Source organism: Ruegeria sp. AM2 (assembly GCF_056540685.1).
Map to the genome: position 1 here is coordinate 90,498 of NZ_JBQFXE010000006.1, position 24,509 is coordinate 115,006.

Here is a 24,509-nt window from a genome sequence, read left to right on the forward strand (position 1 = left end):
CCCCATACTTAGAGGGTCGATGCATCGAAAGGCAAAGTTATGAAAATCGTGAGCTTCAAAATCTGTCCATTTGTTCATCGCGTGACAGCGCTGCTGGAAGCCAAGAACATTCCCTATGAGCTGGAATTCATCAGCTTGAGCGACAAACCGCAGTGGTTTCTGGATGTCTCGCCCAATGGGCAGGTGCCTGTGTTGATCACAGAAAATGGATTCGCTCTTTTCGAAAGTGACGCGATTTTCGAATACATTGAGGAGGCGTATCCCGCTCTTCAGCCTGACCTTTCTCTGGAACGGAAAGCCCATAACCGCGCTTGGAGTTATCTGGCGACGAAGAATTATCTGGTTCAGTGCGCGTCGCAACGTAGCGCCGATAAAGACGTGTTGACAGAACGGCGCGCCAAACTGGACCAGGCCTTTGATCGCATCGAACAGCAGCTGGGCGACACGCCGTTCTTTTCCGGAGATACGATCAGCACCGTGGATGTCTCCTGGCTGGTCTTGTTGCAGCGCGCGGCCATCATCCAGAAATACAGTGGCTTCGACTTCATTGGCGACCGCCCGAAACTGAAAGCCTGGCAACAAAATCTGATGGAGTCCGGCTTGGCGGAAAAGTCTGTTGCAGACGGGTTCGAGGAAGATTTCAAGGCATTCTACCTGTCTGACCAAACCCATCTTGGTCGCGCGGCTGCGCAACTGGCTGCGTAAAGGACACCTCACATGAGCAAATTTGACCAAGCACCCGCCAAAATCGGCGACCACTTTGTGCGTCACGATCCCAAATATCTGAACATGTTTTATGGGACAGATGATGTCATGCCCATGTGGGTGGCAGACATCGATCTGCCAATAGCCACACCGATCACGGAGGCTTTGCAATATATCGCAGGCCGCGGTCAGTTTGCTTACGAGTTCAACTCAGAAGGTATATTCAAGGCGATCTCAGATTGGCACATACGCCGAAACGACCTGTCCTTAAATCCTGACAACTTCGTCCCCTTTCCCGGTGTGCTGACCGCCATTTCACTTCTCATTCGCGAGCTGACCGATGAAGGCGATACCGTTTTGATGCAGACACCGGCCTACCACCAGTTTGGCAAGGTCATTACCTCGGCAGGTCGGTCTGTGCTCAAATCCCGGTTGATCAATTCTGACGGTGCCTATGAAATAGACTTCGCGGATCTGGACGCGAAACTGAGAGCGTCCGACGTGACCGCCATGCTGCTGTGCAATCCTCACAACCCGGTTGGTCGCGTCTGGCGCGCGGAAGAGCTAAGAAAAGTTGTTGAAATCGCCGACCGGCACAACGTGACCATTATCAGCGATGAAATCCATGCCGACATCATCTACAAGGGCCACAAGTTCACCAGTCTAAGCACTCTGGATGGTGACAGACATGTTTCTGTCATCGGCTCTCCAGCCAAGACATTCGGGATGCAGAGCATTTCCAATGGTTACGTCTACACGAAGAATGAAGACATCCTGAAGCGCATGAAAGCTTTGGAAGATGGCATGTATCTCGGCCATGGGAATGCCTTCACCACCTACGCCACCATCGCAGCATATGAAAAGGGCGATGCATGGTTGGATGAGTTTTTGGTTTATTTGCAAGGCACGGTCGACTGGATCGCAGACTTCGTTGCGACTGAACTACCGGCACTGAAAATGACCCCGGTCGAAGGCACCTACCAGATTTGGTTCGATTGCTCGGCAACAGGATTGGCGGAAGATGAGCTGAAAGCCAAGCTGGGCGAGGCAGGCTTTGGCGCGACCCCGGGCACGTGGTTTGACCAGGACGCGACCCAGTTCATTCGCATCAACATCGCGGCCCCGCGCAAAGACATCCAGGAAGCCTTTCGCCGGTTCAAGGTTGCGCTTGATGCGGGTGGAAAAACCCGCGGAACCACAGAGCCCTCTGCTTCGAATGGTTGTTGCTGAGTTCTCATTTCATCACGTCTGCTCGGCGAAGCATATCGAGAAGCACGAGACCGCAAACTGGCCGGGAAGACTGATAGGAACAAACCAAATGAGAACATGCAAAATGTTGACCAATAAATTCGCACTTATAACTGGTGGCTCAAGCGGGATTGGTTTTGCGGCTGCCAAGATGCTGCAAGACAATGGCGCACGTGTCGCAATCACGGGAACAAACGCGGACAAGCTGAAGCTTGCTCGCGACAAGCTCGGTTACGACGCTATCGCGATCCAGGCAGACATCAGCAAACTGGATGATCTGGACCAAATGCGATCTGAATTGCAGCACTCTTTTGGCAAACTGGATATCCTCTTTGCCAATGCTGGCGTCGCCTTTAACACGCCGCTCGGGAAGACCGATGAAACGATGTACTATCGGATGATGGATGTGAACGTGAAAGGCACGTTCTTCTCGGTCCAGTCCGTGCTCCCGCTGATGCCGAAAGGGGCGTCTATCATCTTGAATACGTCGTGGCTCAACCAGATCGGAACTCCCAATAAGGCGCTGCTGTCGGCATCCAAAGCCGCTGTACGATCATTTGCCCGCGTCATGTCGGCCGAGCTTGTAGATCGGGGCATTCGTGTGAACTGCGTAAGCCCAGGCACTATCGAGACACCGATCCATCGTGGACCGGATGAAACCGATGAGCATTTCCGTGCCTATGTCGATCGCGTTGGACAGCAAGTGCCGGTGGGTCGCATGGGAAAACCAGAAAACATCGCTTCGGCGGTATTGTTTCTGGCAGGTGATGCGTCCAATTACATGCTGGGCACAGAGATGGTCATCGATGGCGGCCGTGCTGAACTCTGATATTCCATCGGACAGCTCAGGCGTAGAAACTCCTGCGCATACAATCTTGAAATGACGGAACCATGACGAGCACCATCCTCTATCTTCTGAGATCCGATTTTATAGACACCCAAGCGGGCAACACAGCGTTCTATTGTCCCCAATGCCTTCTGGTCGAAGGGCTTCTTGCTGTCTTCCCACAAGTCCGCCAGAACCTCGATATTCGGTACGTTGACTTTGATAGGCCCAGAGGTGACATGTTCAGCTATGTAGGCGAGAACCAGTCCTGCCCGCAGCTCGTATTCCCCGATGGGGATGACCATCATTCAAACGGACTTAGCAGATCAGGAGTTTCCCCGATGCGTCGGATCGAAAATGTTGACGACATTCTCGCCTATCTGATCAAGCGTTTTGACTTGCCCCGACCGCATCCATAGTATGTTTTGGGTGCTACTTCAGCGATCAAGGCAATCATGATGGCCGTGCAGGGTAACAGGCCATTTCTATAATGGCTTACGATCCAAAGGAGATTTCCAGAACAAATTCCTGAAGATCGTTGAGCAAGACTTGATCAGCGTCGTGTGCCATGCGTATCGCGCCGCGCAAAGCGTCAGGATTTAGATTTACCGGCCCTTCGGTTTTTGAAGGACTTTCAAGACTACGGGCTAGGCTTTGACACAAACGTACCCGACCGCTCTCAAACTTGGTGACGAATTTGTCTACTTTGAGCGCGCCGTCTTGAGAAGTCAGGGCCACAAGTTGCGCTTCAAGCGTGCTGTCGCGTGATGCAGTCGTAGATGTGCCTTCAATCCTACCGTAAAGCTCGAAATCTTTGCTAATCATCTCAACAACACGGTTGGCAATGGGCATGCGCCCGTCTTGTAAATCGATTTGTAGGAAGCGGGTGGGGATACTATCTAACATTGCAGATACTTTCGTGGGCAAACCGCTCATGCTTTGGACAATTTGGGCAAAGTCCTTTTCGACCGGAAATGGTTTCCACACCGTTCCGTACGTAAAGAGGTTTCCGGGGACACGGCCTCTGGGCCTCAGTATCTCATGACCAGCGTCCCTCATAACCTCTCCAACAACAGCGCCACAAAACTGTCTGGCCGCCTGATCCGATTTTACTATCGGAAATAGCTCTTCAAGCTCATGCACCGCAGCTGTGATTGCCGGTAGGCCAGCACGAGATAGCGCCGCATATTCCACATACTTTTTTTGGCTACTCAAAAGGCTCTCTAAACCCTCGCCGAGCTTGGTCTTCCGAAGTTCGTTGAATCTGGAATGCATTTGCTTCCTAACAGCACATATTGACACGTTACATTTTTTAACATTATAAATCGTGAGACTCGGTTAATCAACGAGAGTTCTAAATGGGAGAGAGATATGTCGGCCTTGGAACCAGCAATTTACATCACAACTGCTACCGCATCAGGAGGGCGTGCAGGACGCGTGTCCACCGCTGACGGTACACTCGACCTCGATCTAGTCATGCCATCGGCAGTCTATGACATGTTGCCCGAGGAGATGCAGGAAGCACCCGCCACATCTGACCGCGCGCGTGTCGACCCTGAAATGCTCTTTGCGGCAGGTTACGCTGGCTGCTTCATATCTGCACTTCGGTATACCGCACTTAGCATGGGAGTTGATGCTTCAAAGGCCTCTGTTGCTTCAAGCGTCGCGCTCAAACCTGGATCAAATGGCGCGGCGTTCAAACTCGGTGTCCGCCTTGAAATAGACCTACCAGACATAAACAAAGAAACCGGGCAGAAAATTGTCGATGGCGCCCACAAGATTTGCCCCTATTCAGCCGCGGTTAGGAACAACATTGATGTTGAACTAGCGCTGAAGTGATTTGTTGATGGGTGGCGTCAAGCAAGGTTGGATTGGCCGCAGTACAGTGCGGTTAAGCAGCCGCCCTGTGTGACGCCGCCCACCTGAAGGTACATTGGATCGTAGTTGGCTTGAGTGCAAAACAGATGCGAATAAAGTTTAGGTATCTACACTCTGCGAACCGATGTCCGATATTAATCTGAAATGAGCCGGTAATCCAAAACCAGTGTATACCAACTGTTAGAGGAGTGTTTCAAAGTCGGGGAATTCACCGCTCCCGCAGAACCCGTCAGAATGGACTCGAAACAGCAGTTCTCCGCTTGCAGGATCAATGACTGCTATCCAGCGATTGACCGACAGTGACGGTGCCGCCTTTGGTCGACACGACATCCTGTGTCAGAAGACTGCCAATCTCGGACCCCAATTGCAGTTCAGAAACCTGTCCAAGGTGATGCGCAACAATCCGCCCTGCCTGATCCAATAGAACAAGGCTTGGTGTACCGCGCATGCCAAAGCGAGACATCGTGTTTGGCAACGGTCCTGCGCCCTGTTTGTCCACGCCGACAGGGAACGTGATGCGATATTCATGCAGGAAAGCTTGCAAAGACACCGGTGTCATAGCGTTGTGATGCTCGAACACGGTGTGCAGGCCAATTACGGCTACCTTCTCTTCAGGAAACGTCCTCTGAATCGACTGTGCTAAGGGAATACCGTGCAGGACACATCCTGGGCAAAGCATTTGAAAGGCCTCAATGACGACAACCCGTCCTTTTAGGTTATCTAGGGTTAGGGGAGTGTCTGTGTTGAACCATTCCGCGACGTCTAACTCTGGTGCTTGCATTTTCTTTGTCCTCAGTAGCAGGCAGCCGCCGTGGGTCCGGCGGCCGCGCATTCGAATGCTAGTGAAGCTTGCCAGGTAGGCTCAGATCCCCTGATGCGACGTCGAAAACATCTGTGACGCAAAGCAAGGGCGCATGGATATTCGCGTTAACCCTCAAGGCGGATGTGACGCCGTCATAAGCGACACCATCCAGTTCAACGTCGCTGGCGAAGCCTGCGTTCACCACAATTTCGGGCCCGTCGAACAGCGGTGTAAACCCTGGGCTGTCCAGAAAGATCGGAAACCCTGGCCATGTCGCAGGTAGCTTGGGTGTGGAACCTTCGGGGATGTCACGTACGGCAAGCGCGTCGGGTCCGCACGCTTCGGTCGGGGTCAACACAACCCAGTGGCTGTGCCATTCGATGCCGTCATTGGTCGGGTCTCCGTCGCCGTTTTCGTCAAAAAGCGGTGTGTCATCAAAATCCGGATGACTGGTTGCGGCCATTGCAAGGATACCTGTGCCGCCTTCGAACCCAACGGCCGAAGGGTCCAAAGACGTAGGCCAGACATATGACCAGACGTCTGATCCACCGACCTCTCCGGTTGCCACCGGAACCGAGGCGCCAGCCGATCCATTCGTTGTCATGTGAAAAGTGACCGTGTTTCCATTGCGGTGCGCGTGTGCGGCCAGAATGTCAAAATCCGCGACTTTACTTACGTCAGCAGAAGACATGATCGCGCCCTCCTGATGAATGGCATGATCTCCCCCTGCAAGGGCGGTGCTGCCAAGTATCAACGCAAGTGTTGAAGTGAACGTGGTGAGTTTCATGGGTGCCTCCAATTAATAAGATAGCGAGTCGCTACTATAATGAGAAATGCATTGCAACTATAATATCGAGTCGCTACTAAAAGTGTTATGAACACAGATCATCGCATACGCACATTGATCAACCGCCTGGCCCGGATTGATGCGTCCGAAGGATGGGCAGGTGATTTGAATCCGACCCAGAAGATGGCGTTGGAGTATCTGGCAGAGGCCAACATGTATTCGCGCTCGCCGTCGCACGTCGCAGAGTACATCGGTACAACCCGTGGAACGATGTCACAGACGCTCAAAGCTTTGGCGCGCAAGGGCTATGTAGAAGAGCACCGTAAAGAACATGATCAGCGGTCGATTTCCTACGATCTCACAAAAGAAGGGGCCGAGATCGTACGTCAGCCAAACCCTGTTGCTCGGGCAATTGGAGAAATGTCCAAAGAAAACAAAGCCATGCTTGAACAGGGCCTGACGCAAGGCCTCAACTTGGCGTTGCTGGCTAATGGAGGGCGATCATTCGGCCAATGCAAATCCTGCACTCATCATGACGGCACGACGAACAGCGGTTTTTGCAAATTATTGGGCGTCTCCTTGGAGGCCGGCGAAAGAGAAAAGATCTGCATCGAGCACGAGGAAGCTAGATGAACTATCCAGACCTGTCGGCGACCATTGACGGCATATTCATCGGAGCGGTCAAAGATCGCTGGGAGGGTAAACCACCGTCTGCCATTCAGAAAGACTGGGTGGACGGGCGGCAAGCCATTACCTCGCTTGGATTTTCCGGGGACGCTCAGGCGGACCTGACCGTGCATGGTGGCGAAGACAAAGCCATCCATCACTATGATTTTGGTCACTATTCGGCTTGGCAAGCAGAGGACCTAATGGCACCTGGCACGATGCCAGCGGCATTTGGCGAGAACATTTCTACGACGGGACTGACCGAGGAAAACCTCTGCATCGGCGACATCCTGTTACTCGGGACGGCGGTAGTTCAAATTAGCCAGGGACGGCAGCCGTGCTGGAAACTTGGGCTACATACAGGGCGCAAGGGAATGCCCTACCAGTTTCAGAAGACGGGCCGAACCGGATGGTACTATCGTGTGCTCGAACCTGGCGAAGTTGAGGCCGGTGATCGGATCACCTTTGCTGAAAGGCCAAATCCGAATTGGTCTGTATTGGCTGTTACACGCGCACGGCTGACTCGTCGCATATCGCCAGAAGATGCCGAGGTTTTGTCTCAGATGAAAGAACTTGCTGAAGGTTGGCGACAAGCTTTTGGCAGAATGGCTGAGGGCAATGCCAAGGAGGATACATCGGCAAGGCTTGGAGGCTCAGGATAAGACTTCCAACGCGCGTTCAGTCGTGACGTAGTTTCCTCGAGCTTAGTAACCTTCTCAACTCCATGATGGTCAAATCCGCGTTTGTCAGTCGCTGGGTGGAGCAGGCAAGAAATGAGACATCAACTTCAGCATCGATGAAATGCCATTAATCACATTGGGTCAGAAATGCTTGACGTTTGGGTCAGAATTGAATGACGCGATTTGAACTTTTCTTGAGGTTTTGGCTGTCGATTGAGTCAAATATCAGTGACGTTCCACAGGTGCTCATGTGGGACGACACATAGTTTTGCCATTTGGCACCCAAAGTCGTTCCACTGGTTATAGACCTATCATTTTTTCGTTGTTTCGCTTTGTGCCAGTCGGTGAAGGCTTGCACCGGAATCCGATTAGACAGAGGTGGTTGGGTCTGGTCTCATTTTTACAACCTCGGGTCTGGTCACATAAGGTACGGGCGCGTAACGACGATCTGCCGAAATTTTTTGACTGAACTTGGCTGGTTGAATTTCGTCACAACTAACGAAATTTTCTCGATCACTACTTAGTGGCTATTCGCCACACTTGCCTCATTGAACACTTTGGACGGCGGCTTAGCGCAGGAAGCGGACTTTGCAGACTTAGGTGGACCGTCTGGTCCAAGCACTTATTTCCCAATTTGTTTTGGCGGTCCAACATTCCATACCCTCAGTTTGGGAATTAAACCGCTAGAGTTTGAACTTCTTCAACTCCTTGTAGTTTGCGTCAGCCGCTAGGTACGAAACCAAGAAATCTACCCACTTTTCTGAGTATGTGTAATCGCCGTGAGCTAAGTGGTAGATGCAATAGTCCTTATTGGTGTTTTCCGGTTGGCCGACATTTGCACGGGGCCTAACGTCAAACTTTCTCCATGCTTGCGTGTGGTTGTGTGTGTTGAACTGCCGTCCTGACCGCTCTTGCACCAAGCCTGCAACAACCGCAGCCTTATGGGGAAAAAGTTTGTCAGATATCTCCCGCTTGATCAGCACGTTCCTTACTTCATCTGCGCCTTCGTCATCAGGATGGACGAATTTGATGTGTGACTTCGATTTTGTTGAGTTTTCGAATGTGTAGACAACTCGAAATCGGTATTCGATATCGGACAACCGTTCTTCACCCAATTCTTCATCGAGTTGCTTCTCCAATGTCCGAATGTGTTCAGGCACATCAAAGTCCTGCACTTGGACCAGTTGATCAAAATCCATCTTCGCAAACTGAAGTGAAAAGGATAGATCATTGCTCAGCGCTACATCGGGTCCGAAAAGCATGCAAATCGTCTTTTCGAAGTTTAGACAACACGCTTGAAAAATCGAAAGAAACCGGTTGTCTGCTCTTCGAAAGAGCGTGTGCTCAACGGCATCTCTGATTTGTTTGAGGCTTTCTAAATTATCTTTGATCCCCTGCGATAGCGGGCAGTCTTCCCGGACGATCATCTGGCTCAACAGAAGTGATCTTCCGTCTTCCTGGATTATTTGTGTGCCCTCGCGCAAGTAGAACTCGTGCAGCAAGTAAGTCCAAGCGATGTTGGCTTGAACAGCAAATACCTCTGCTTTGAACCTAAGTGTCGGACTGTTGAATACCTGAACGGCCAGAAGCATGGCCTCTCGTGCTCGGATCAATCGCTCATCGTCGTATAGGTTCAAGCCAGTTTGAGGGTCGTAGCACTTCTTTTTCTTTTCAAAAAAATCCAAGTCCGCGTCAGATGCCGGAACGATTGCGTCGTCCTGCTTGACTTCAGTGACTCGGGCACCGTTGATCGTCGCCTTGCGTCCAAGATTGACCAAAGCTTGGATGTCCTGATTTCGATCACCTCTTTCCAGAAACCCTTTTACAATTCGCTTCTCGTCATCTGTGAGTGCCCCCTCTGGTTTTCGTGCCATAGATTGCCTTTCAATTGAGTTTTCAAAGAATAGGTCTCAGTTCTTGAAGCAGTGCTCCCGGTGCCAAGAAACAAATTCAGCTCTTGGTCTTTCTGATGCTCGCGTTGGTGCGATTAGGCGCCCATCTTCGTTGATCATCTTTTGAATTGCTTCGGGGTCATTTGAATGCCTAGACACGATGATCGTAAGATCATCGGCTAACCCAATAAGTCCTCTGTCGAACATCCAATGAGCAGTCCCCGACAATGCGACACCGTTGCTGATAATATCGGGCCCGCCATACTCTACAGGCCTAATGTGAGCTGCCTCCACTTCTGCTCTACCGCCGCCATTTATGAGGCGAAGGCCCGTAATTGCACATCTTTCACCATATGATCTAAGGACATTCTTTCTGAAATTACGATCCCGAACTACCCGGTTGGTTAAGCGAGTGACACGATCTCGGGAGCTAAGGTGTTCGAAACCAATCGGTTGTTCGTGGAACCCGTCCGACGCAGATCTTTCTGTCCGAGGAAGTATGTGATCTTCATCGACCAGCCCAAGATCCACGATTCTAGAGAAGTCGGCTGTGGATACCGTGCGGACTGCCGACTGTGCCCTTCCAGACATCTTGCCTTGGTCATTCAGCAGACCGGTCTCTACAATGCTTGACTCGTCTCGGAATGGCACCGGGTCACCGAAGTCGAGATAAGTTCCAGGCTCAATGATGGCGAAGTACATATCATTGCGTCTTGGATCGACGATGATTTCTTGGACCTTTGCTATCGCGAAATAGCCTTTTGAAAGTTTGACCTTGCTGGGCTCCAGATAGACAATCCAGTCTCCTTCACATTGCTGAGCACGTGACAGGTACTGCTTCGGAAACTGATACTGCTCTGACGGAATATCGTCGTAGATTGAATCAGTACGATGGATGAAAACACCGAACGCCATGACTTAGACGATGGCTGGGTTTTTTCCGTTTGCCAATCTCCCAGTTGTTCCATCCGCGAGAGTGATGATCGAAATCTGATATTGTGCCTGCATAAGCCGTCTTATCGCCAGACTTCTTTGTCAAAGAGGCAGATGATAACAACTGCAACTCACTCAAGCTGCTGATCGTGCAAGTCCCCTAAGGGTTGCACCCAGTCATTGATGTCATAAGCAGCAAAACGCAACAACTACGTGTTCAGCGCCACCAGGGAAAAACGGGGCCGCGCAGTACGTAGGATACTCAATTTGCAAAACTGGTGTCACAACCGAAGTCGAGCATCATTTGGCGAGCATTTTTTGAGGCTTGATAGTGCCATATTGAAGCATCGAATTGACGACGGGAGATACTCAAGAGGTCTGCGGCAAAGTTAAAGACGTCGCGTAGATAATCGTAGCCGTCGTCTGTTACTCCGGCCAACTCAGCAAATCCTCGTATGTGTCGGTCAACGGCAATGCAATCGACTCCGACTAAACATGCCATATAGTCCACGGTTTTGGGGCCGATGCCCTTAATTTCACGAAGATCCGAGCGAAAGGCGTTATCCAGCAGTGCTTCACACAAGTCTGTGGTGTCTTCGATGCGAGTGCTAACCAAGAACCGCACCAACTCATCAAATCGCGATACTTTCTCTTCGTGTTGCCACTGAAGAAATCTACTGCTTCCTTGCGCTTCAATAATCTTGGTTACCGCATCCAAGGTCGTCGCGTGCGGGAAAACTTCGATTATCGCCTGCACACGCGGCCGCACAATTGTAGAATAATTTAGACCTGCTTGGAGGACAGAGTCTGCAAGAACGGCTCCCATATGGTGGTATACCGGGCGCATTGGGACACTGGCTTTCAGAATACCCTCGCCGACAGCGTGATCCGCAATGCACCTTGCGGCATGCAAGGCTCCGTAGTGCTCACCCTGTTGTTGCATGTGCGTCCCCTATTCACATAACCCCAGCCTCGTTGAGAGCTTTAAGCCTCTCTACGCAGTTCGGGCAAGCCCCACAAGGAAATGAGCTTGATGCCTGGCAAGAGAATGTACGCCCAATCGGCACGCCTAGCTCTACGGCTTTGCGCACGACGTCACTCTTTGAACTGGTTCCGAAAGGTGCGTGAAATCTAACCGCGCCAACGCCAGCGGACAGTTCGTCGAGGCCATTCATAAACTCTGTGCTGCAATCGATTTCTTTGGCGTGATTGCTGTTTATGAAACCAGAATAGACGTCGAGTATTCCAAGGGTTTGTGCGCGGGCCGCAGCGGAAGCAAAAAATAACATCGTTCGGTATGGGATATATAGATCATCATCCGCCACCTCTTCGGCCCATAGGTCTGCCTCGACAATCATTCGCGACGTTGAACCCTTGAAAACGTCTGAGAGATCGATTCTCTCGGGTTCCATTACTTCTGGCGGAAGTACTTCATTGACTTTTTCCCATTCCGTCTCTGCGCAATGCTGACCGTAGTCGAAGAACATGGGATGAACTTCAGTGCCCTGATTAACGAGCAAGTGACAAACAGTGGTCGAGTCCAGCCCGCCTGAAACCATAGCGATTGCGCGCTTCATTGGTCGGACGCTCTAAGGTTGGACATGGCATCGAAAAGCCCATTGAGGCAGATGTCGAGGTTGTCCGAGTACGCGTTACTACCCGCTACCACCATCGTGTTCGTGTTCTCCCTCAACGGATCGTATGTAATGACGGGGATGCCCGCGGCCATCGCCCATCCCATTTCAACTAAGGTGCCTGGGTCACGCTTCTCTGGCAGCGCAAATACGAGACTACACTCCTTGAGCATCGTGACGTCAGAGGTGAACATTTGGTGCATTTGCTCAAAAGTGCTGCCCTTTTTGAGTTCGCCATTCTCAAATACAGGGCGCCTGACTTTAAAGTTATGATAGGTAAGCGCCTCAAGAGCCTGATCTATGAAAGTTCGGTCAACGTAAGTGAAGTCCGGAGCTGCAAAGTAGATTTGGAACTTTTGGCGATCATGCCAAGGCACAACAGTCCCACCGAGTCCACGCATTTGATCGATAGAAAGCCCGAGGCTACGCCCCGTATCCCTTCTCAGGTCATCTGGATAAGTGGTTTGGGCATAGCATGTTGCAACGCGCGCAGCTTTCCATGCCGCATCTCGAATATCGGGACCGACTAGCGACACGAAAACTGCAGAGTACACGTCCCCAACGCCAACTGAGTTGACTGTCTCCCCGAGCAATGCAGGAATCTCATCTATAGTATTGCTCTCAAGATCGAACAAACGGCTGCCACCTCGGTTTTCTTTCAACAAAACACAATTGGGAGAAAGTGGCCGGAGGTCATCTATTAGCCGTGTAACGTCGTCTGCGGCATTCTCCAAAAAAAGATCGGACGACGTGGAGGTTATTAGCGCAAGGATACGGCCTTTAAATGCAGTCAACGCTTTCGGGTTCGACAGGTCGTATGCGATATCAAAACTGATCTCCGCTTCGTCGGAGAGTAGTTCGGCCAAAAAAGGTAAATCAAACTTACCGGGAAAAACTAAGCACTTGTTGAATCGCGCCAAGCTTCCGTTTTGTGCCTGAAATTCAACATACTTTTCGTCTCTGAGAATGTCTTCGTACCCTTGATGGGAAATCTCAGTCGGATCGCCTATCGCCATGACATTGGGCGAGCCTTTTACGTCAGCTAACCAAATGAATTCAGCGCATCCTAGATGTTCTAGATACTTTTGGGCGTTTTCTACCAAGTAGGCAGGACATACTGCGGCAACGGAGAAACTCTGCTCCGCCGCCCATAAGCCACGTGCGGCGTGAACTACGCCGCCCAGCCGTAATTTGCTATCTGCGTTCGCCTTGGGCAGAGTGAAGTCGACGAAAATCTCCCCAATGAGGAGCAGATGATCCTCTACAGTCATGGTTGACGCGGTAGGAAGTCCACGTTCACCGAAGCTACGGCACCTGTATTTGAGGCAACGACCCTTCCGTCGTAGGCAAATCCAGCATTCATGCAATCAGCAAGAAAATTTAAACGTGTTGGAAGCGCGCCAACGCTTAAACCATTTGCATCCACAGCCATTAACCGCCCGCGAAGTTCCAATGCTAGTGGAGTATTGGCTGGAGGCACATCCTGGTTCGCACCAAAATACTCGCACTGCTCGACCTCTTCCAAAACACAGGTAAACGCTCTGTTGCAGCGATCTTCGCCACTTGATCCACCGCCGCCGGCCCCGCCTTTGCTGCCGGTTCCCGAGTAGTCTGAAAAACTTCCTGATCCTGTGCTGCCCATGTTAAACCTCAAATCAATATCTTGTACCTAAACACAATCAATTCACTAGGCGATCTCCTAATGCAAGGCACAATTTAAGGTAGTTTCGAAGGGCGTGCCGGTTGTGGTAGAGCGTAGTCTAGTTTGGACTGCGACCTGCCAACTGCGTTCGCAGTGCACAGATAGGCCTTGGGGATGACCTAAAGGGGCTCACGGCCTGTTTTTTTGGGGAGATGCCGTGAATTTCTATTAACGTCCACTAAGTGGGGCCTTCGAGGGCCTTGTTGCGCAGGCGGAAGGAAGCGGACTTTACCGTTTCGATCAACCCGAAATTCTCTAAAATCCTGCGGCCGGTAGTCCAGTGCGTATCGAGCGCCTGAGAAAACTCGTTGATTGTACGGCAAACGGCCCAAATTCTAGCTGCTGCCGTCATCTTAATATTCGGGCGTTTTCGACCTCGAGACACACTTAGGTTTCTTGCGGCGAACAAGGCCGTAAGCGTCGCCACTTTCATCCCGTTTTCGCGAGCAATTTCTGTGCAAGTTTTGCCAGTTTCATACTGGCCATAGAGATCTAGTACGTAGTCGATCTTGGCGAGTCTCAGCAACTTGCGGACAAGAACCCGGCTAACTCCAAAGCGTTCGGCCAATTCACGCAAGTTGGTGTCTCTTCGATATAGCCGTTTGATCTGCGCGGGTCGGTATACTTCACACTCGCAGTCGCCTGTGGCCACCGCAATGACATGCCCGGAGCGCATTTTCACGGGAAAAACCTTGCTGTACATGCTGGTATCTCCCCCAAATCAATAAGTTGTCGTGACTGTAACGTGAGGAAGATGATGTTGCCAGCAACAGCTTTTCGCAATCACGGCGCTTTTTTCAGAAAATAGGCGATTTCCAAAACAGGTGAAACAAGGCAGTTTAGTGTAAAATATTGTAAAAAAACAATAATATTGCGCTTTGGGTGAGTTTCGCAGTACCAATTGGACGAAAGGCTCGGTCGGAGGACTTGGCTTGGCACTTCCATTGGTTGTGGATCTTGAAAAACACGAACGCATCAAATGCGCTCTGCGCATTTCTGGAAGCTCGTTGGCCATACTGAGCCGGGAGCTGGGGCTCTCCATCAGTTCGGTATCTACCGTGTCTCAGGGATAACGAAGATCGCGACGTATCCAGAAAGCTATCGCGGAACAGCTCGGAAAGTCACCCGAGGAGCTTTGGCCTGAACGGTATCAAACAGAGGAGGATTGAGAATGACGTAGCCGTGAAAACCTAAGCAGCAACACAAGCTGTCAGGGAAAAGAGTAAGGCCCCGAGAGCGGCAACTCTCTAGGGCCTTTGCAATCAGTATCGATAACGAACCGATACATCTTCTTCCCTCTTGTGACCCCAAAAGTCAACCGCTTCATCGCTCGAACGGGCGATGGACATGGATTGGTTTTGCAATTCGACACTCAGAAGAAGGTGGCGGCGGTTTGGGCTGCACAACGCATGGCAAACCGCCCCAAAAGTAACATGAGCAACATCGACGATAACTTTGAGGGCGGGGACCGTGCCCCACTACCAAGCCGCGCAACGCGAGACATACCCAAACGATCCCGTGCCAGTTCACGGGGCGCAATCCTTGCGCGACTGCCATCCGACAATCATGCACGCGTCATCCAATATGAAAGCAAACTCGAACAGCGGGTGCTTTGGCTGTTCCTGGCCAACAAGGATGTTATGGATATCAGAGAGCAGCCGGTTCCTGTTTTCTATACGGATCATCTAGGGCGTCGCAGATCTCATGTCTTTGATTTCTGGGTTCAGCTCAGATCTGGGCGACGGCTCGCGGTTGCAGTTAAGCCCGCCAAACGTGCACTCAAGCGAAACTTTGCGAGAGAACTTCGGCACGTTCGGCGGTCTATGCGCAAAACATTTGCCGATGATGTCGTGCTGATTACGGATCAAGACTTTCAACGCGGAGAAGCGATCAATGCCCAACGGTATTGCGAGTTTTCGTGGCATCGATGTAGGCAGACGGAAATTGAGCTTCGCGAGCTTTTGACATCGGTCGAGCTGCCAGCGCGGATAGGTGCGCTTTGTGGTCAGCTTGCCAAAGGTGGGAAGGGATTCCGAGCGGTCTTCCTGGCAATCTATGATGGCCTGCTGGTGGCTGACCTTACCCGACCTATTGGCATGGACACGCTGGTGACTGTGGGAGGTGCAGCATGACTGCATTTATGCGGCTATCGCGCTTCGATCGGCTTGTCGTTGACGGCATCAGCTATCAGTTCAAAGCGCAATCTGATGTCGAGGCTGTATTTGAACGAACGGATTCAGCATTTGGGACACGGATATTTTCCAACGCTGAGCTGAGGGAAACCTTGAAGCTCCCGACAACAGTGTTCGAGCGGGACTACTTTAGACCGGAGGCGGTCAAACAAAGAAGAAACGCCAATGTCGACGCCATCGGCGATCTCCCGGAGAGTATGCGGGGCCAAGTGCTTTGGAAGCTGGCCTATTGCCAGGCTTTCCATGCCCTCGAAACCGAGGGCCGCGTGAACCGCACTGACACCTCTATCGAAGCAGCCTTGCCGCTGATGATGGCAATCGTTGACCGGCAAGATGTCGTCAATCAGTACCAATGGAAGCGTCCCAGAGCGGGGCGAGAGATAACACGCCGAAAGCCACCTTGCGCCACATCGCTCCGGAAATGGCTGAAAAAATACGAAGAAGGTGGCCAATCGCCTCTCAATCTGATCCCGCGCTACCATCGGTGCGGGAACAGATCAGACCGTTTTTGTGGTGTTGGTCGGCGCATCATCGCGGAGGCCTTGAATGAGTTCCTGACGCAGCAGCAAGTGTCGGCGAAGATCGTCTACGATGAGTGTAAAAGGCGCTTTAAAGAAGAGAACCAGCGACGTCAGAACGCGGGCCAGGCTGAACTTAGACTACCGTCGAAGCGCAAGATAGAGAGGGCGATTAAGGCACTCGATCCATATTTTACTCGGGTTCAGAGGCGCGGCGCGGCGGAGACCAATCGCGACTTGGTGATCTGGAAAAACGGATTGGATGCAACATACCCGCTTGAGCGTGTGAAGATAGATGAATGGAACGTCGATCTCATCGGTATTCTGGCCGATAGAGGCGCGCTGGATTCCCTGTCACCTGAAGAGCTGGCGCAAATCGAACGGGGACGTCGTTGGCTGTATGTCGCTATTGATTGCGCCACGCGGTGCATTGTCGGCATGCGACTGGCAGTCCAGCCGAATACAGCGGATGCTATCGCCACTTTGGCTGACATCACACGCGACAAAAGCCAACTCGCCATAGCTGCGGGCTGTTCGAGTAGCTGGGACCAAAGTGGCGGCCTCGTCTCCGTCGTGACCGATCAAGGCGCTGCGTTTGCAAACGATGTGTTTCACACAGCCGTTCACGATGCAGGCGGCCATGTGGAGACGCCCACTGCGGGTGTGCCCAAGCTTCGTGGGAAGGTGGAACGGGTTTTCGGGACATTTGGCACGGCGCTCATGCCGCGCCTGATCGGGAGAACCTTCGGCAATCCCAAAAGCCGAGGTGATTATCCGTCAGAGGATGTAGCATCTATTTCAGACGACGCTCTCATGCAGATGCTCGTTTTGTATGTGGTGGATGTGTATCACAACCAGCCGCACAAAGGGCTGAAGGGCGAAACGCCGCGGAATTGCTGGCAGCGTTTGTCGGCGGAAAAAGGTGTTGCACCCGACATTTGCGATCGAACACGCAAGCGGGCATTTGGTCTCAAATTAACCCGAACCGTCACCGGAAAAGGTGTGTCGGCATTTGGTATTGATTATACCTGCGCCGCCCTTCGGCATTTCTTCCTGCATGATCATGACACTGAAGTCGATATCCGTGTTGATCCAATCGATCTGGGCTGGATTATGGTTCGTATCAGAAAAGATTGGTTTGCGGCCATCGCGTTGCAGCGATGTTTTGAGGGTGTCTCTCTGGAAGACTGGCGCGCGGCGGCACTGGAACTCAGACTGAAACACCGAAGTGAAGCCGCGCTTTATGAAGATGTCGTCGCGGGCGCGCTGAAGCGGATCTCTCAAATCAATGCACAAGAACAAGACCGGTTCGGCAACCACCTTTGCCGTCTGACACCGCAAGGATTACAGCACGCGCATGATGATTTGTTCCTAGGCCTGAGCATTGAGGCCGAACATCCAGGTGGCTTTGATCTTCCCCCCGAGAAAGACCTGTTTGGTCGACTGATCCCACTCTCAGAAGAAGGTGAAGAAAATTTCGAGGAGCTGACGACTGATGACCGTTCGAACGAAAGCCAAGCGCGCGATCAACAAGATTGGAGCTGGGAAGATGATTGATCATTCCGACATTCAGAGTGTCGATATTCAACTGGCTAAACTGAGGACGCGTTTTATCACGCATCAGCCCTACCGGGACCTTCAGGAGCAGTTTGACCGATTGTTGCGCCGTCGTCGTGCAGTCTTGTCTCTCGGCACGTATCTTGAAGCAAAAGGCATTGCGGTTGTGGGCGCGTCAGGGAGTGGCAAAACCACTGCCGTAAACAGGTTGATCAGCAGGTACTCAGGCCAAACTGACCCTCATGACAGAAATGCAGTTGCCGAGATTGTCAGCTTACAGATCCCGTCACCCGCGACGCTTAAGTACGTTGGATCTTCAATGCTGCATGCCTTGGGGTATCCTTTGCAGCGAGACAAACCTGCCGCATTCATCTGGGATCAGGTTCGCCATTTGCTCAGGGAACGCCGAACTCTTTTTGTGCATCTTGATGAGGCGCAAGACCTCTATTCCAATACCAGTCCGATGGCGCGTGACGCGGTCGTGAATACGCTCAAATCACTGATGAACAACAAGGACTGGCCGGTCGGTTTGATCTTGTCAGGCATGCCAAAGGTGATCGACATGATCAATGTAGATGACCAGCTCAAGAGGCGGATGAGTATTGTTCAGTTGAAGGCGGTGTCGGTGTCGTCCCATAGTAATGAGATCGCGACGATGCTGGAGCGGTATTGCCAAGTGGCTGAGCTGGCAATTGGCAAAGACCTTCAAAGTAACGACTTTCGAGCGCGCCTGGTTCATGCGGGGGCCAATGAATTTGGCTTGATCATTGAAACCGTTTTGGCAGGCGTCGAGGACGCGTTGCTCGCCGGTCACGCTGAGCTTGGCATCGGACATTTCGTGACCGCGTTTCAGCGTAAATCCGGCTGTATCCCTGCGCTCAATCCCTTCCTGGCTTCAGACTATCTCGCAATCGATCCGCGTGCCGTCATGGGGACAGTGAGTTTCAATGTAATGTTGACAGAGAGTGGAGGCAAACATGGAGCATAAGCTTGCATTTCCGCTGAATCCTTTTGAGACTCCCACGTCATATTTGTCACGATTGACCCGTTACTGTGGTCTCAGTTCTCCAACCACTCTTTGCGTCGATCTTGGGTTCAAATGGCACGATTATGTTCGTGGAGATGAAACGCTTCTGGCACGTATTTCGGCGGTCGGAGGTGCAGACCCTGATTTGTTGTCGCGATGGTCCATAAAAACAATCGGAAACGGGCGTTACATGATCCGGGGGCACCGATGCGCCAAGGGGACACTTTACAGGACGCGTGTGCAAGTCTGCCCGAAGTGCCTTCGCGAGGATGTTGAACAGCACGGTGAAAATGGTGCTTACCGCCGCTACTACTGGCAACTGACATCCATTCGTTGCTGTGCAAAGCACTCAGTGGGGTTATTGCAGCTTCCGACCGAACAATATTCGATCAACGCCTATGATTTCGTCGGGCAAGCAAAGAAGAACAGGAATTTGATTTGGGCTGCTTCGGAGGGCCCGGAGCCGCGCGAACCATCCGAGTTTGAACAATATGTCTTCGATCGATTGGAAGGGGTAAGGCAGCATCCGTTTCTGGATGGTCTGTCACTTCATGCGGCTACGAAACTCTGCGAAACGCTCGGGTTTGTGATGCTCTTGGGGCCACTAGCCAAACTCAGCAAGGCCACGGAAGCGGAAATGCATCGAGCAGGGAAGGTGGGGTATGATGCCTTGAAATCTGGTCAGGACGGGTTGGTGAATACGTTGGGAACGTTGATCTCTGATCAGGCACTATCAACGATACGTCAGAAGTCAGATCTTGGTGCATTCTATGAATGGATGCGTCAGACCCCGTTTCCGGAGGAAGTGGAGCCTGTCCGCCGCATCGTGCGAGAGTACATCTTTGAGCACTACCCGGTACCGGATGGTTACGAGGTACTTGGTCGCGCGTGTTCGAAACGGTCTGTTTATACTGTCGAGGCGGCCTGCAAAACGCTTGGAATGGAACGCAAACGTATCAGTCGATACCTTATCTTCAACGGCTTGGCTGAACGTGGTGGGAGCGTTGATGGCATATCTTTGAAGCGCGCAATCGAACATAAGGACGTGGCTACGATGTCCGACGAAATTCAAGGGCGGATAACGGCCACCGAAGCTTTGAAGATGCTCCATACAAAACAAAAGATGCTTCAGGATTTGTGCGAGCTGCGTTTGGTAACTCAAGAGCTTGATGCTCTGGATCATCGGCCAAAATACGATCGCGCAAAACTTCAGGCATTGATGAATTCGGTGGCAGACCGTGCTGCCAACACCTCCGGCAGTGTCGCAAATCTACTGCCTCTGGCGAACGTGGCGCAGCGATTGAGATGCCGATCGGCAGAGATTCTGGCGCTCATCTTGGCTGGTAAGCTCAAGGCTGTCTCTGCTGACACCGATCGCACCGGTCTTGATGGTATTGCGATTGATCTCGACGAAGTTCGCTGTGCTTTGCCCAAATTGGTGATGCCCGGCATCACGCGTTCCGATGCTGCGACAAAGCTGCGGGTGACCCACCAGACGATCAACTATCTGATTGATCAGAATTTGGTGATGTCCGCACGTTTGCGCAGTCCAAAATCCCGACAATCGGTCACCGCTATTTCTGAGGCTAGTATTGAGAGGTTTCTGTGGACATACGACACTCTGGGGCTCATGGCATTTCGATACCGAAGAACGCCCGGGCCATTTGGGTGTCACCTCGAAGCCCGGGGCATTTACCCACTGGATAAGCCGCCAGGTGTCAGTCGGCTCTACAAGAGGCGTGGATTGGAAGCGCGATTGCGCAAGATCGGACTTGTTGTTCCAACAAGCAAAGAAACCCAAAGTGCGGATCGTACTGCGGAGTGACTGCACGGTTTTATTGACTAGGGAAGCACCAACAAAAATGCAAAACTGTGGTATCGTGGGTGCATGCAAGCTGGCTGGTCAAGACAGAGTGGTCGCGTTGCTGACGATCGGAAATCCTCCAACTGGAAAAGGTGCTAGATTTTTTCGCAATGGATAGGAACCAGCCTCAGCAAAGAGTGCCAATGACCAGCGCGCGAGAGCTCAAAGCTGAGGTTCACGAGCTGGAGCGCAGCGGCGCAGTTTCGATACCAGCGGGGCAAGCGAGGTTGCGAGAAATTCTAAAGATTCTTGGCGTAAACCTGAACCCACCCGAGGGCGAAGATATCGACCGAATGCTGGTCAGAACTGAGCCCTTCTCTGACGAGGAGGCGTGGCAAAACACGCCTCCGTGTTTCCGGCATATGCTGCCACCGGAGGTGATCCAGAAGTTTGACAAAGGATAGCTGACCGGCGGTTTGGGTTTTGTGCAGTTGATGTTTCCATAGTCCCATTTTGCAAGGGCGCCAGTCAACAAGCCCTAGCACAAATAATCGGTGGTTTGGTTGCCCAGCAAGCCTGGCTCTGGTTTAGAAGGACAGATAGTCTTTGCCAAAATTGTTAGGTTCCAAAGGTTCAAATATGGCCCGTGTCTACATCCTTTTTTCTGACCACGACGCCCAATTCGGCGACGACCTTCAAGCGGTGCTCTCGGAACATAATCACAGAGTGCAATCTTCGATTTACAAAGAAACAGGCACAAACAACTTCCATGAGGATATATATCAATCAATTTCCCAAGTTGATGTGCTGGTAGTTGTAGCGCCAAAGGATTTTAGCGATTTAAGAGCCACCGAGAACGAATTTAAGAGAGTTAAAGACTATTTTTCTCAGCTTGGACTTCTAGAGATAGTAGAAATACGGCTTATCGAAAACGGTGACATCGAGATTGTTAGCAGTTTCGAGAGAAGAAGGTGCGAAGGCCACGATCTTGATGAAGTTGGAACAGTAATCGGAAATGCGCTCAGATTCAGAACTGATCGCCAGAGACAAAAAAGTGAGCTCAGGCAGGCCGTTGAGGCAAGTGCAGCGGAATTTATCGAAAAGAGCCAAAAGAACTTGAAGGAGCGGGAAACTCGCAATCGGAATTATGCTCACACGTGGTACGTTTTTGCCTGTGTTGTTCTTTTGGTGGGGGTAGCCCTGAGCCTATGGCGGCTTGGGGAAGTCAACAAAGCTCAGTCGAACGTCTACAGCCTGCTGGAAGTTGGTTTGCTCGGCCTAATTTCGATGGGTCTGATAATCGCCATTGCAAAATTCTCATTCACCTTGGGCAAGTCGTACATGGTGGAGTCGTTACGGAATGCCGACCGGAGCCATGCAATATCCTTCGGTGAGTTCTACCTCAAATCGTTTGGCGCAAACAGCGATTGGTCAGAACTCAAAGAAGCATTCCAGCACTGGAACATCGACAGTGGTTCAGTATTCTCGGAACAGCAATCTGCCGATTTTGACCCCAAGTTGATCGAAACGGCATCGGCGCTGGCAAAGGTAATGGTCGATAGTTCCAAGAAGGTGAAGTGACGATGGTTGTTGTCTGGCGGGAAAGGGTTCAGTACTAATTCCAATGAATGGCCGTCACTCAACCAGAGATCGCTTCACATAAAACCGCTTCAACGACGTTCGCGGTTTGTTATGGTTAGCACTTTCAAGCTTTGGTTGTTCTAAGCGACCAGTAGGCCGACATTGTGTTGGGTGAATCTTGATATCCTCTTGGCGCAACAATGCACCAATTCCTCGCCTTCGCTCGAATGTCGGCAATTTCGCTAACACTTGGATTAGAATCGAGCTTTCAGTGTAGGCGCTTAATTTTGCCGGTCATCCTTAAACCATCGCGAATGTTCAATCCCATCATCGCGAGGTTGGCTGCGCCAGCGATCAACTCAATCACCTGAACTGTGTAAAAGGTGCTGTCAAACTCGCCAGCAGCGGCTTTGCCAGCCAGAAACCAGGCGGCTGGTACGAGGATCAGCAAGCCGTTCAACGCAATGACAGGCATTCGGGTTTTCTTGGCTTTCGTCAGCGCATCTTTGCGTTTCCGGCCCATTGCCATGCCCGATCCGCCAGCAATCGCCATTGCCGGGATGAGGATGAACATGCCTTTCAAGATCAATGCCTTGACGGTCGCGACTGCCTCATAGCTCGCAAAGAGTTCGCTAGTGGCTGTTGATGTCCAGAAGAGGAGGATCATCACAAAGCCGATGCTGCCCGCGATGGCGTGAATCTTCGTTTTCATAGCGGTTCCCTCAAATTGGCTTTTGGAAAGGATTACGTCAGGCCGTACAGCAATTCGGCACCGCAACCTTCTCGAACAGATGGGGGACGGTCACAGCGCTCGAGGGATAGTGGCTGAGCTGCTGCTGAAACTCGGGGTTGGAAAACGCGACGCGAAAGTCCGCAACAGACTCCCAAACGGCGTAGTTCAGGTACATGCTGCCATCGCCAATGGCTGTATGCAGTTGAGTGCTGATGTAACCCGGCTGCTTCTTCATCCATTCGGCATCGCTCTTCCAAGCTTCAACCAAGGCGGCTTGGTCATTTGGATCGACTGTGAAGAGGTTGATAAGAACGACGGGTCCAGCGTCGATGTCCAATTGCCGTTCAATGGGAAACTCCGGGTCGAGGGGCTTGAAACTGACCATTTCGGCACTCCTTGCAAGCAACTTCTATTTGGTGTCATGTTGTCATATTTAGGAGGCATCAACCACAATGACAATACGTTGTCAAATAAAATGAGGAGTCGATATGCCCAACGAGCAAAGGACCGAAGAAGGAGAAGCCGTGACAGCCTTGATACTGGATGTGTTTCGGCTGAACGGTCGATTGCAGCTTGCCGGTGATCGCCTTGTATCAGAACTCGGTCTGACAAGTGCTCGATGGCAGATCCTTGGCGCCATCGCCTATTCTGATCGACCGGAATCCGTTGCCTGGCATGCACGGACGATGGGCGTTCATCGGCAGGGCGTACAACGGATCATCAATGAATTGAGCAAAGAAGGCATAGTGGAGTTTCAGCCGAACCCACACCACAAGCGGGCGCACTTGGTCGTCATGACTCGAAAGGGGCAGGAGTTGTACGAAGCCGCGATTGCGAGACAAATCCCATGGGTGAATGAACTGTCGGAGGGCCTGTCGCCAGATGAGATTGCCACTGCGCAAAATGTTATTGGTCGTCTCAAAACACGGCTCGAAGAAGCTTCAATACGACAAGAATAGAGTCCGACCCAAAGCTGATGCAAATACAGATCGCAGCATCAATTGAGACTGACTCATCGCAGTTGGTATCTGCATGCGCTATCAATGCTCGTTATCAAGCGCATTGATTTGCTGGAGCATTTTGACAAGCAGATTAAAGAACCACTGAACCAGATATCGCTTCACATTATGCCGCTTCAACGACGTTCGCAGTTCGTTATGGTGAGGCATTTCAGCCAAAAGTTGTCTGCGCGTGCCTCTGTATCGGGAGACACGCGCAGACCATCGAGAAACCTGCCGGGCGTCTGGCCCGGCATGATGGGCTCCGACGGGGTCGCCGTCCTCCCCATCGCCGCGCTTGATCCGCCCCACCGTGCGGCGTCTCCTGCGGTCCCCGCGCTTGATG

27 protein-coding genes and 1 pseudogene are annotated in these 24,509 nt (G+C 51.8%); 16 read left to right on the plus strand and 12 right to left on the minus strand.

The features are described from left to right. Window positions 1-39: 39 nt before the first annotated feature. The 4 genes from ACR0CR_RS13105 to ACR0CR_RS13120 all read left to right on the plus strand — a co-directional run bounded on the left by ACR0CR_RS13105 (window position 40) and on the right by ACR0CR_RS13120 (window position 3,198). On the plus strand, window positions 40-705 hold the full coding sequence (locus ACR0CR_RS13105; RefSeq protein WP_480599732.1) for a glutathione S-transferase family protein: 666 nt from the start codon (window positions 40-42) through the stop codon (window positions 703-705). A gap of 12 nt (window positions 706-717) precedes the next feature. After that, a complete protein-coding gene (locus tag ACR0CR_RS13110; RefSeq protein WP_480599734.1) occupies window positions 718-1,935 on the plus strand; it encodes a MalY/PatB family protein in 1,218 nt (405 codons plus the stop codon). Next, complete coding sequence (locus tag ACR0CR_RS13115; protein ID WP_480599736.1) at window positions 1,877-2,782, plus strand: SDR family oxidoreductase; 906 nt, start codon at window positions 1,877-1,879, stop codon at window positions 2,780-2,782. The genes ACR0CR_RS13110 and ACR0CR_RS13115 overlap by 59 nt, the downstream gene beginning before the upstream one ends. Before the next feature lie 62 nt (window positions 2,783-2,844). Next, window positions 2,845-3,198 (plus strand): DUF3088 family protein, encoded by a 354-nt coding sequence (locus tag ACR0CR_RS13120; protein WP_480599738.1) that lies wholly within the window; start codon window positions 2,845-2,847, stop codon window positions 3,196-3,198. 76 nt (window positions 3,199-3,274) lie between these two features. Here ACR0CR_RS13120 and ACR0CR_RS13125 read toward each other — a convergent pair whose 3' ends face one another. Further along, complete coding sequence (locus tag ACR0CR_RS13125; RefSeq protein ID WP_480599740.1) at window positions 3,275-4,054, minus strand: hypothetical protein; 780 nt, start codon at window positions 4,052-4,054, stop codon at window positions 3,275-3,277. A gap of 96 nt (window positions 4,055-4,150) precedes the next feature. Between ACR0CR_RS13125 and ACR0CR_RS13130 the strand changes: the two genes are divergently transcribed. After that, entirely contained in the window at window positions 4,151-4,618 is a 468-nt protein-coding gene (locus ACR0CR_RS13130) for an Ohr family peroxiredoxin (protein ID WP_480599742.1), read from the plus strand. 307 nt (window positions 4,619-4,925) lie between these two features. On the opposite strand, the gene ACR0CR_RS13135 is transcribed toward ACR0CR_RS13130, so the two are convergent. Together ACR0CR_RS13135 and ACR0CR_RS13140 are read right to left on the minus strand one after the other, a co-directional pair. After that, window positions 4,926-5,438 carry a redoxin domain-containing protein gene (locus ACR0CR_RS13135; RefSeq protein WP_480599744.1) on the minus strand — a complete coding sequence of 171 codons (513 nt, stop codon included), beginning with the start codon at window positions 5,436-5,438 and terminating at the stop codon, window positions 4,926-4,928. A gap of 58 nt (window positions 5,439-5,496) precedes the next feature. After that, the gene (locus ACR0CR_RS13140) at window positions 5,497-6,246 is read right to left on the minus strand and encodes a hypothetical protein (protein ID WP_480599746.1); all 750 of its coding nucleotides are present in this window, start codon (window positions 6,244-6,246) and stop codon (window positions 5,497-5,499) included. A gap of 114 nt (window positions 6,247-6,360) precedes the next feature. Between ACR0CR_RS13140 and ACR0CR_RS13145 the strand changes: the two genes are divergently transcribed. Further along, entirely contained in the window at window positions 6,361-6,879 is a 519-nt protein-coding gene (locus ACR0CR_RS13145) for a MarR family winged helix-turn-helix transcriptional regulator (protein ID WP_480599748.1), read from the plus strand. Further along, on the plus strand, window positions 6,876-7,574 hold the full coding sequence (locus ACR0CR_RS13150; RefSeq protein ID WP_480599749.1) for an MOSC domain-containing protein: 699 nt from the start codon (window positions 6,876-6,878) through the stop codon (window positions 7,572-7,574). The genes ACR0CR_RS13145 and ACR0CR_RS13150 overlap by 4 nt, the downstream gene beginning before the upstream one ends. A 701-nt stretch (window positions 7,575-8,275) precedes the next feature. On the opposite strand, the gene ACR0CR_RS13155 is transcribed toward ACR0CR_RS13150, so the two are convergent. From ACR0CR_RS13155 to ACR0CR_RS13185, 7 genes are all read right to left on the minus strand, one after another. After that, the gene (locus ACR0CR_RS13155; RefSeq protein ID WP_480599751.1) at window positions 8,276-9,466 is read right to left on the minus strand and encodes a DUF3644 domain-containing protein; all 1,191 of its coding nucleotides are present in this window, start codon (window positions 9,464-9,466) and stop codon (window positions 8,276-8,278) included. 36 nt (window positions 9,467-9,502) lie between these two features. Then, on the minus strand, window positions 9,503-10,399 hold the full coding sequence (locus tag ACR0CR_RS13160; protein ID WP_480599753.1) for an HNH endonuclease: 897 nt from the start codon (window positions 10,397-10,399) through the stop codon (window positions 9,503-9,505). 280 nt (window positions 10,400-10,679) lie between these two features. Further along, on the minus strand, window positions 10,680-11,360 hold the full coding sequence (locus ACR0CR_RS13165; protein WP_480599755.1) for an HhH-GDP family DNA glycosylase: 681 nt from the start codon (window positions 11,358-11,360) through the stop codon (window positions 10,680-10,682). A 13-nt stretch (window positions 11,361-11,373) separates the two neighbouring features. Then, window positions 11,374-11,994: a 7-cyano-7-deazaguanine synthase gene (locus ACR0CR_RS13170; protein WP_480599756.1), complete on the minus strand. Its 621-nt coding sequence runs from the start codon at window positions 11,992-11,994 to the stop codon at window positions 11,374-11,376. Continuing rightward, the gene (locus tag ACR0CR_RS13175; protein WP_480599758.1) at window positions 11,991-13,322 is read right to left on the minus strand and encodes a nucleoside 2-deoxyribosyltransferase; all 1,332 of its coding nucleotides are present in this window, start codon (window positions 13,320-13,322) and stop codon (window positions 11,991-11,993) included. Before ACR0CR_RS13175 ends, ACR0CR_RS13170 begins: the two co-directional genes overlap by 4 nt. Continuing rightward, the gene (locus ACR0CR_RS13180) at window positions 13,319-13,693 is read right to left on the minus strand and encodes a hypothetical protein (RefSeq protein ID WP_480599760.1); all 375 of its coding nucleotides are present in this window, start codon (window positions 13,691-13,693) and stop codon (window positions 13,319-13,321) included. Before ACR0CR_RS13180 ends, ACR0CR_RS13175 begins: the two co-directional genes overlap by 4 nt. 238 nt (window positions 13,694-13,931) lie before the next feature. After that, window positions 13,932-14,456: a hypothetical protein gene (locus tag ACR0CR_RS13185; RefSeq protein ID WP_480599761.1), complete on the minus strand. Its 525-nt coding sequence runs from the start codon at window positions 14,454-14,456 to the stop codon at window positions 13,932-13,934. Between the two features lie 385 nt (window positions 14,457-14,841). Here ACR0CR_RS13185 and ACR0CR_RS13190 point away from each other — a divergent pair, with 385 nt between their 5' ends. The 8 genes and pseudogenes from ACR0CR_RS13190 (at window position 14,842) to ACR0CR_RS13225 (ending at window position 22,432) form a co-directional block, all read left to right on the plus strand. After that, on the plus strand, window positions 14,842-14,922 hold the full coding sequence (locus ACR0CR_RS13190) for a helix-turn-helix domain-containing protein (RefSeq protein WP_480599871.1): 81 nt from the start codon (window positions 14,842-14,844) through the stop codon (window positions 14,920-14,922). Window positions 14,923-15,393: 471 nt separating this feature from the next. After that, window positions 15,394-15,543: pseudogene (locus tag ACR0CR_RS13195) on the plus strand (Tn7 transposase TnsA N-terminal domain-containing protein); the annotation flags it as partial. A gap of 33 nt (window positions 15,544-15,576) precedes the next feature. Beyond that, window positions 15,577-15,885: a hypothetical protein gene (locus ACR0CR_RS13200; RefSeq protein ID WP_480599879.1), complete on the plus strand. Its 309-nt coding sequence runs from the start codon at window positions 15,577-15,579 to the stop codon at window positions 15,883-15,885. After that, window positions 15,882-18,020, plus strand: a complete 2,139-nt coding sequence (locus ACR0CR_RS13205) for a transposase (protein ID WP_480599763.1) — start codon at window positions 15,882-15,884, stop codon at window positions 18,018-18,020. The genes ACR0CR_RS13200 and ACR0CR_RS13205 overlap by 4 nt, the downstream gene beginning before the upstream one ends. Then, window positions 17,959-19,008 carry a TniB family NTP-binding protein gene (locus ACR0CR_RS13210; protein ID WP_480599764.1) on the plus strand — a complete coding sequence of 350 codons (1,050 nt, stop codon included), beginning with the start codon at window positions 17,959-17,961 and terminating at the stop codon, window positions 19,006-19,008. The genes ACR0CR_RS13205 and ACR0CR_RS13210 overlap by 62 nt, the downstream gene beginning before the upstream one ends. After that, window positions 18,998-20,872 (plus strand): TniQ family protein, encoded by a 1,875-nt coding sequence (locus tag ACR0CR_RS13215; protein WP_480599766.1) that lies wholly within the window; start codon window positions 18,998-19,000, stop codon window positions 20,870-20,872. The genes ACR0CR_RS13210 and ACR0CR_RS13215 overlap by 11 nt, the downstream gene beginning before the upstream one ends. Window positions 20,873-21,054: 182 nt before the next feature. Then, window positions 21,055-21,315, plus strand: coding sequence for a hypothetical protein (locus ACR0CR_RS13220; RefSeq protein ID WP_480599767.1), 261 nt, complete (start codon window positions 21,055-21,057; stop codon window positions 21,313-21,315). A 175-nt stretch (window positions 21,316-21,490) separates the two neighbouring features. Further along, window positions 21,491-22,432, plus strand: a complete 942-nt coding sequence (locus ACR0CR_RS13225; RefSeq protein WP_480599769.1) for a hypothetical protein — start codon at window positions 21,491-21,493, stop codon at window positions 22,430-22,432. A gap of 268 nt (window positions 22,433-22,700) precedes the next feature. Here the strand turns inward: ACR0CR_RS13225 and ACR0CR_RS13230 are convergent, their stop codons facing one another. Together ACR0CR_RS13230 and ACR0CR_RS13235 are read right to left on the minus strand one after the other, a co-directional pair. After that, entirely contained in the window at window positions 22,701-23,144 is a 444-nt protein-coding gene (locus ACR0CR_RS13230) for a hypothetical protein (protein WP_480599770.1), read from the minus strand. 37 nt (window positions 23,145-23,181) lie between these two features. Continuing rightward, window positions 23,182-23,550 (minus strand): antibiotic biosynthesis monooxygenase family protein, encoded by a 369-nt coding sequence (locus ACR0CR_RS13235; RefSeq protein WP_480599772.1) that lies wholly within the window; start codon window positions 23,548-23,550, stop codon window positions 23,182-23,184. Between the two features lie 103 nt (window positions 23,551-23,653). Between ACR0CR_RS13235 and ACR0CR_RS13240 the strand changes: the two genes are divergently transcribed. Beyond that, window positions 23,654-24,124, plus strand: a complete 471-nt coding sequence (locus tag ACR0CR_RS13240; protein WP_480599774.1) for a MarR family winged helix-turn-helix transcriptional regulator — start codon at window positions 23,654-23,656, stop codon at window positions 24,122-24,124. Window positions 24,125-24,509: the final 385 nt, after the last annotated feature.

What these genes read in the sequence shown, in the direction of transcription:
- ACR0CR_RS13105 (WP_480599732.1), top strand. Translation starts at nt 40, where the DNA reads ATGAAAATCGTGAGCTTCAAAATCTGTCCATTTGTTCATCGCGTGACA.
- ACR0CR_RS13110 (WP_480599734.1), top strand. Translation starts at nt 718, where the DNA reads ATGAGCAAATTTGACCAAGCACCCGCCAAAATCGGCGACCACTTTGTG.
- ACR0CR_RS13115 (WP_480599736.1), top strand. Translation starts at nt 1,877, where the DNA reads ATGCGGGTGGAAAAACCCGCGGAACCACAGAGCCCTCTGCTTCGAATG.
- ACR0CR_RS13120 (WP_480599738.1), top strand. Translation starts at nt 2,845, where the DNA reads ATGACGAGCACCATCCTCTATCTTCTGAGATCCGATTTTATAGACACC.
- ACR0CR_RS13125 (WP_480599740.1), bottom strand. Translation starts at nt 4,054, where the DNA reads ATGCATTCCAGATTCAACGAACTTCGGAAGACCAAGCTCGGCGAGGGT.
- ACR0CR_RS13130 (WP_480599742.1), top strand. Translation starts at nt 4,151, where the DNA reads ATGTCGGCCTTGGAACCAGCAATTTACATCACAACTGCTACCGCATCA.
- ACR0CR_RS13135 (WP_480599744.1), bottom strand. Translation starts at nt 5,438, where the DNA reads ATGCAAGCACCAGAGTTAGACGTCGCGGAATGGTTCAACACAGACACT.
- ACR0CR_RS13140 (WP_480599746.1), bottom strand. Translation starts at nt 6,246, where the DNA reads ATGAAACTCACCACGTTCACTTCAACACTTGCGTTGATACTTGGCAGC.
- ACR0CR_RS13150 (WP_480599749.1), top strand. Translation starts at nt 6,876, where the DNA reads ATGAACTATCCAGACCTGTCGGCGACCATTGACGGCATATTCATCGGA.
- ACR0CR_RS13155 (WP_480599751.1), bottom strand. Translation starts at nt 9,466, where the DNA reads ATGGCACGAAAACCAGAGGGGGCACTCACAGATGACGAGAAGCGAATT.
- ACR0CR_RS13160 (WP_480599753.1), bottom strand. Translation starts at nt 10,399, where the DNA reads ATGGCGTTCGGTGTTTTCATCCATCGTACTGATTCAATCTACGACGAT.
- ACR0CR_RS13165 (WP_480599755.1), bottom strand. Translation starts at nt 11,360, where the DNA reads ATGCAACAACAGGGTGAGCACTACGGAGCCTTGCATGCCGCAAGGTGC.
- ACR0CR_RS13170 (WP_480599756.1), bottom strand. Translation starts at nt 11,994, where the DNA reads ATGAAGCGCGCAATCGCTATGGTTTCAGGCGGGCTGGACTCGACCACT.
- ACR0CR_RS13175 (WP_480599758.1), bottom strand. Translation starts at nt 13,322, where the DNA reads ATGACTGTAGAGGATCATCTGCTCCTCATTGGGGAGATTTTCGTCGAC.
- ACR0CR_RS13180 (WP_480599760.1), bottom strand. Translation starts at nt 13,693, where the DNA reads ATGGGCAGCACAGGATCAGGAAGTTTTTCAGACTACTCGGGAACCGGC.
- ACR0CR_RS13185 (WP_480599761.1), bottom strand. Translation starts at nt 14,456, where the DNA reads ATGTACAGCAAGGTTTTTCCCGTGAAAATGCGCTCCGGGCATGTCATT.
- ACR0CR_RS13200 (WP_480599879.1), top strand. Translation starts at nt 15,577, where the DNA reads ATGCGCAAAACATTTGCCGATGATGTCGTGCTGATTACGGATCAAGAC.
- ACR0CR_RS13205 (WP_480599763.1), top strand. Translation starts at nt 15,882, where the DNA reads ATGACTGCATTTATGCGGCTATCGCGCTTCGATCGGCTTGTCGTTGAC.
- ACR0CR_RS13210 (WP_480599764.1), top strand. Translation starts at nt 17,959, where the DNA reads ATGACCGTTCGAACGAAAGCCAAGCGCGCGATCAACAAGATTGGAGCT.
- ACR0CR_RS13215 (WP_480599766.1), top strand. Translation starts at nt 18,998, where the DNA reads ATGGAGCATAAGCTTGCATTTCCGCTGAATCCTTTTGAGACTCCCACG.
- ACR0CR_RS13220 (WP_480599767.1), top strand. Translation starts at nt 21,055, where the DNA reads ATGACCAGCGCGCGAGAGCTCAAAGCTGAGGTTCACGAGCTGGAGCGC.
- ACR0CR_RS13225 (WP_480599769.1), top strand. Translation starts at nt 21,491, where the DNA reads ATGGCCCGTGTCTACATCCTTTTTTCTGACCACGACGCCCAATTCGGC.
- ACR0CR_RS13230 (WP_480599770.1), bottom strand. Translation starts at nt 23,144, where the DNA reads ATGAAAACGAAGATTCACGCCATCGCGGGCAGCATCGGCTTTGTGATG.
- ACR0CR_RS13235 (WP_480599772.1), bottom strand. Translation starts at nt 23,550, where the DNA reads ATGGTCAGTTTCAAGCCCCTCGACCCGGAGTTTCCCATTGAACGGCAA.
- ACR0CR_RS13240 (WP_480599774.1), top strand. Translation starts at nt 23,654, where the DNA reads ATGCCCAACGAGCAAAGGACCGAAGAAGGAGAAGCCGTGACAGCCTTG.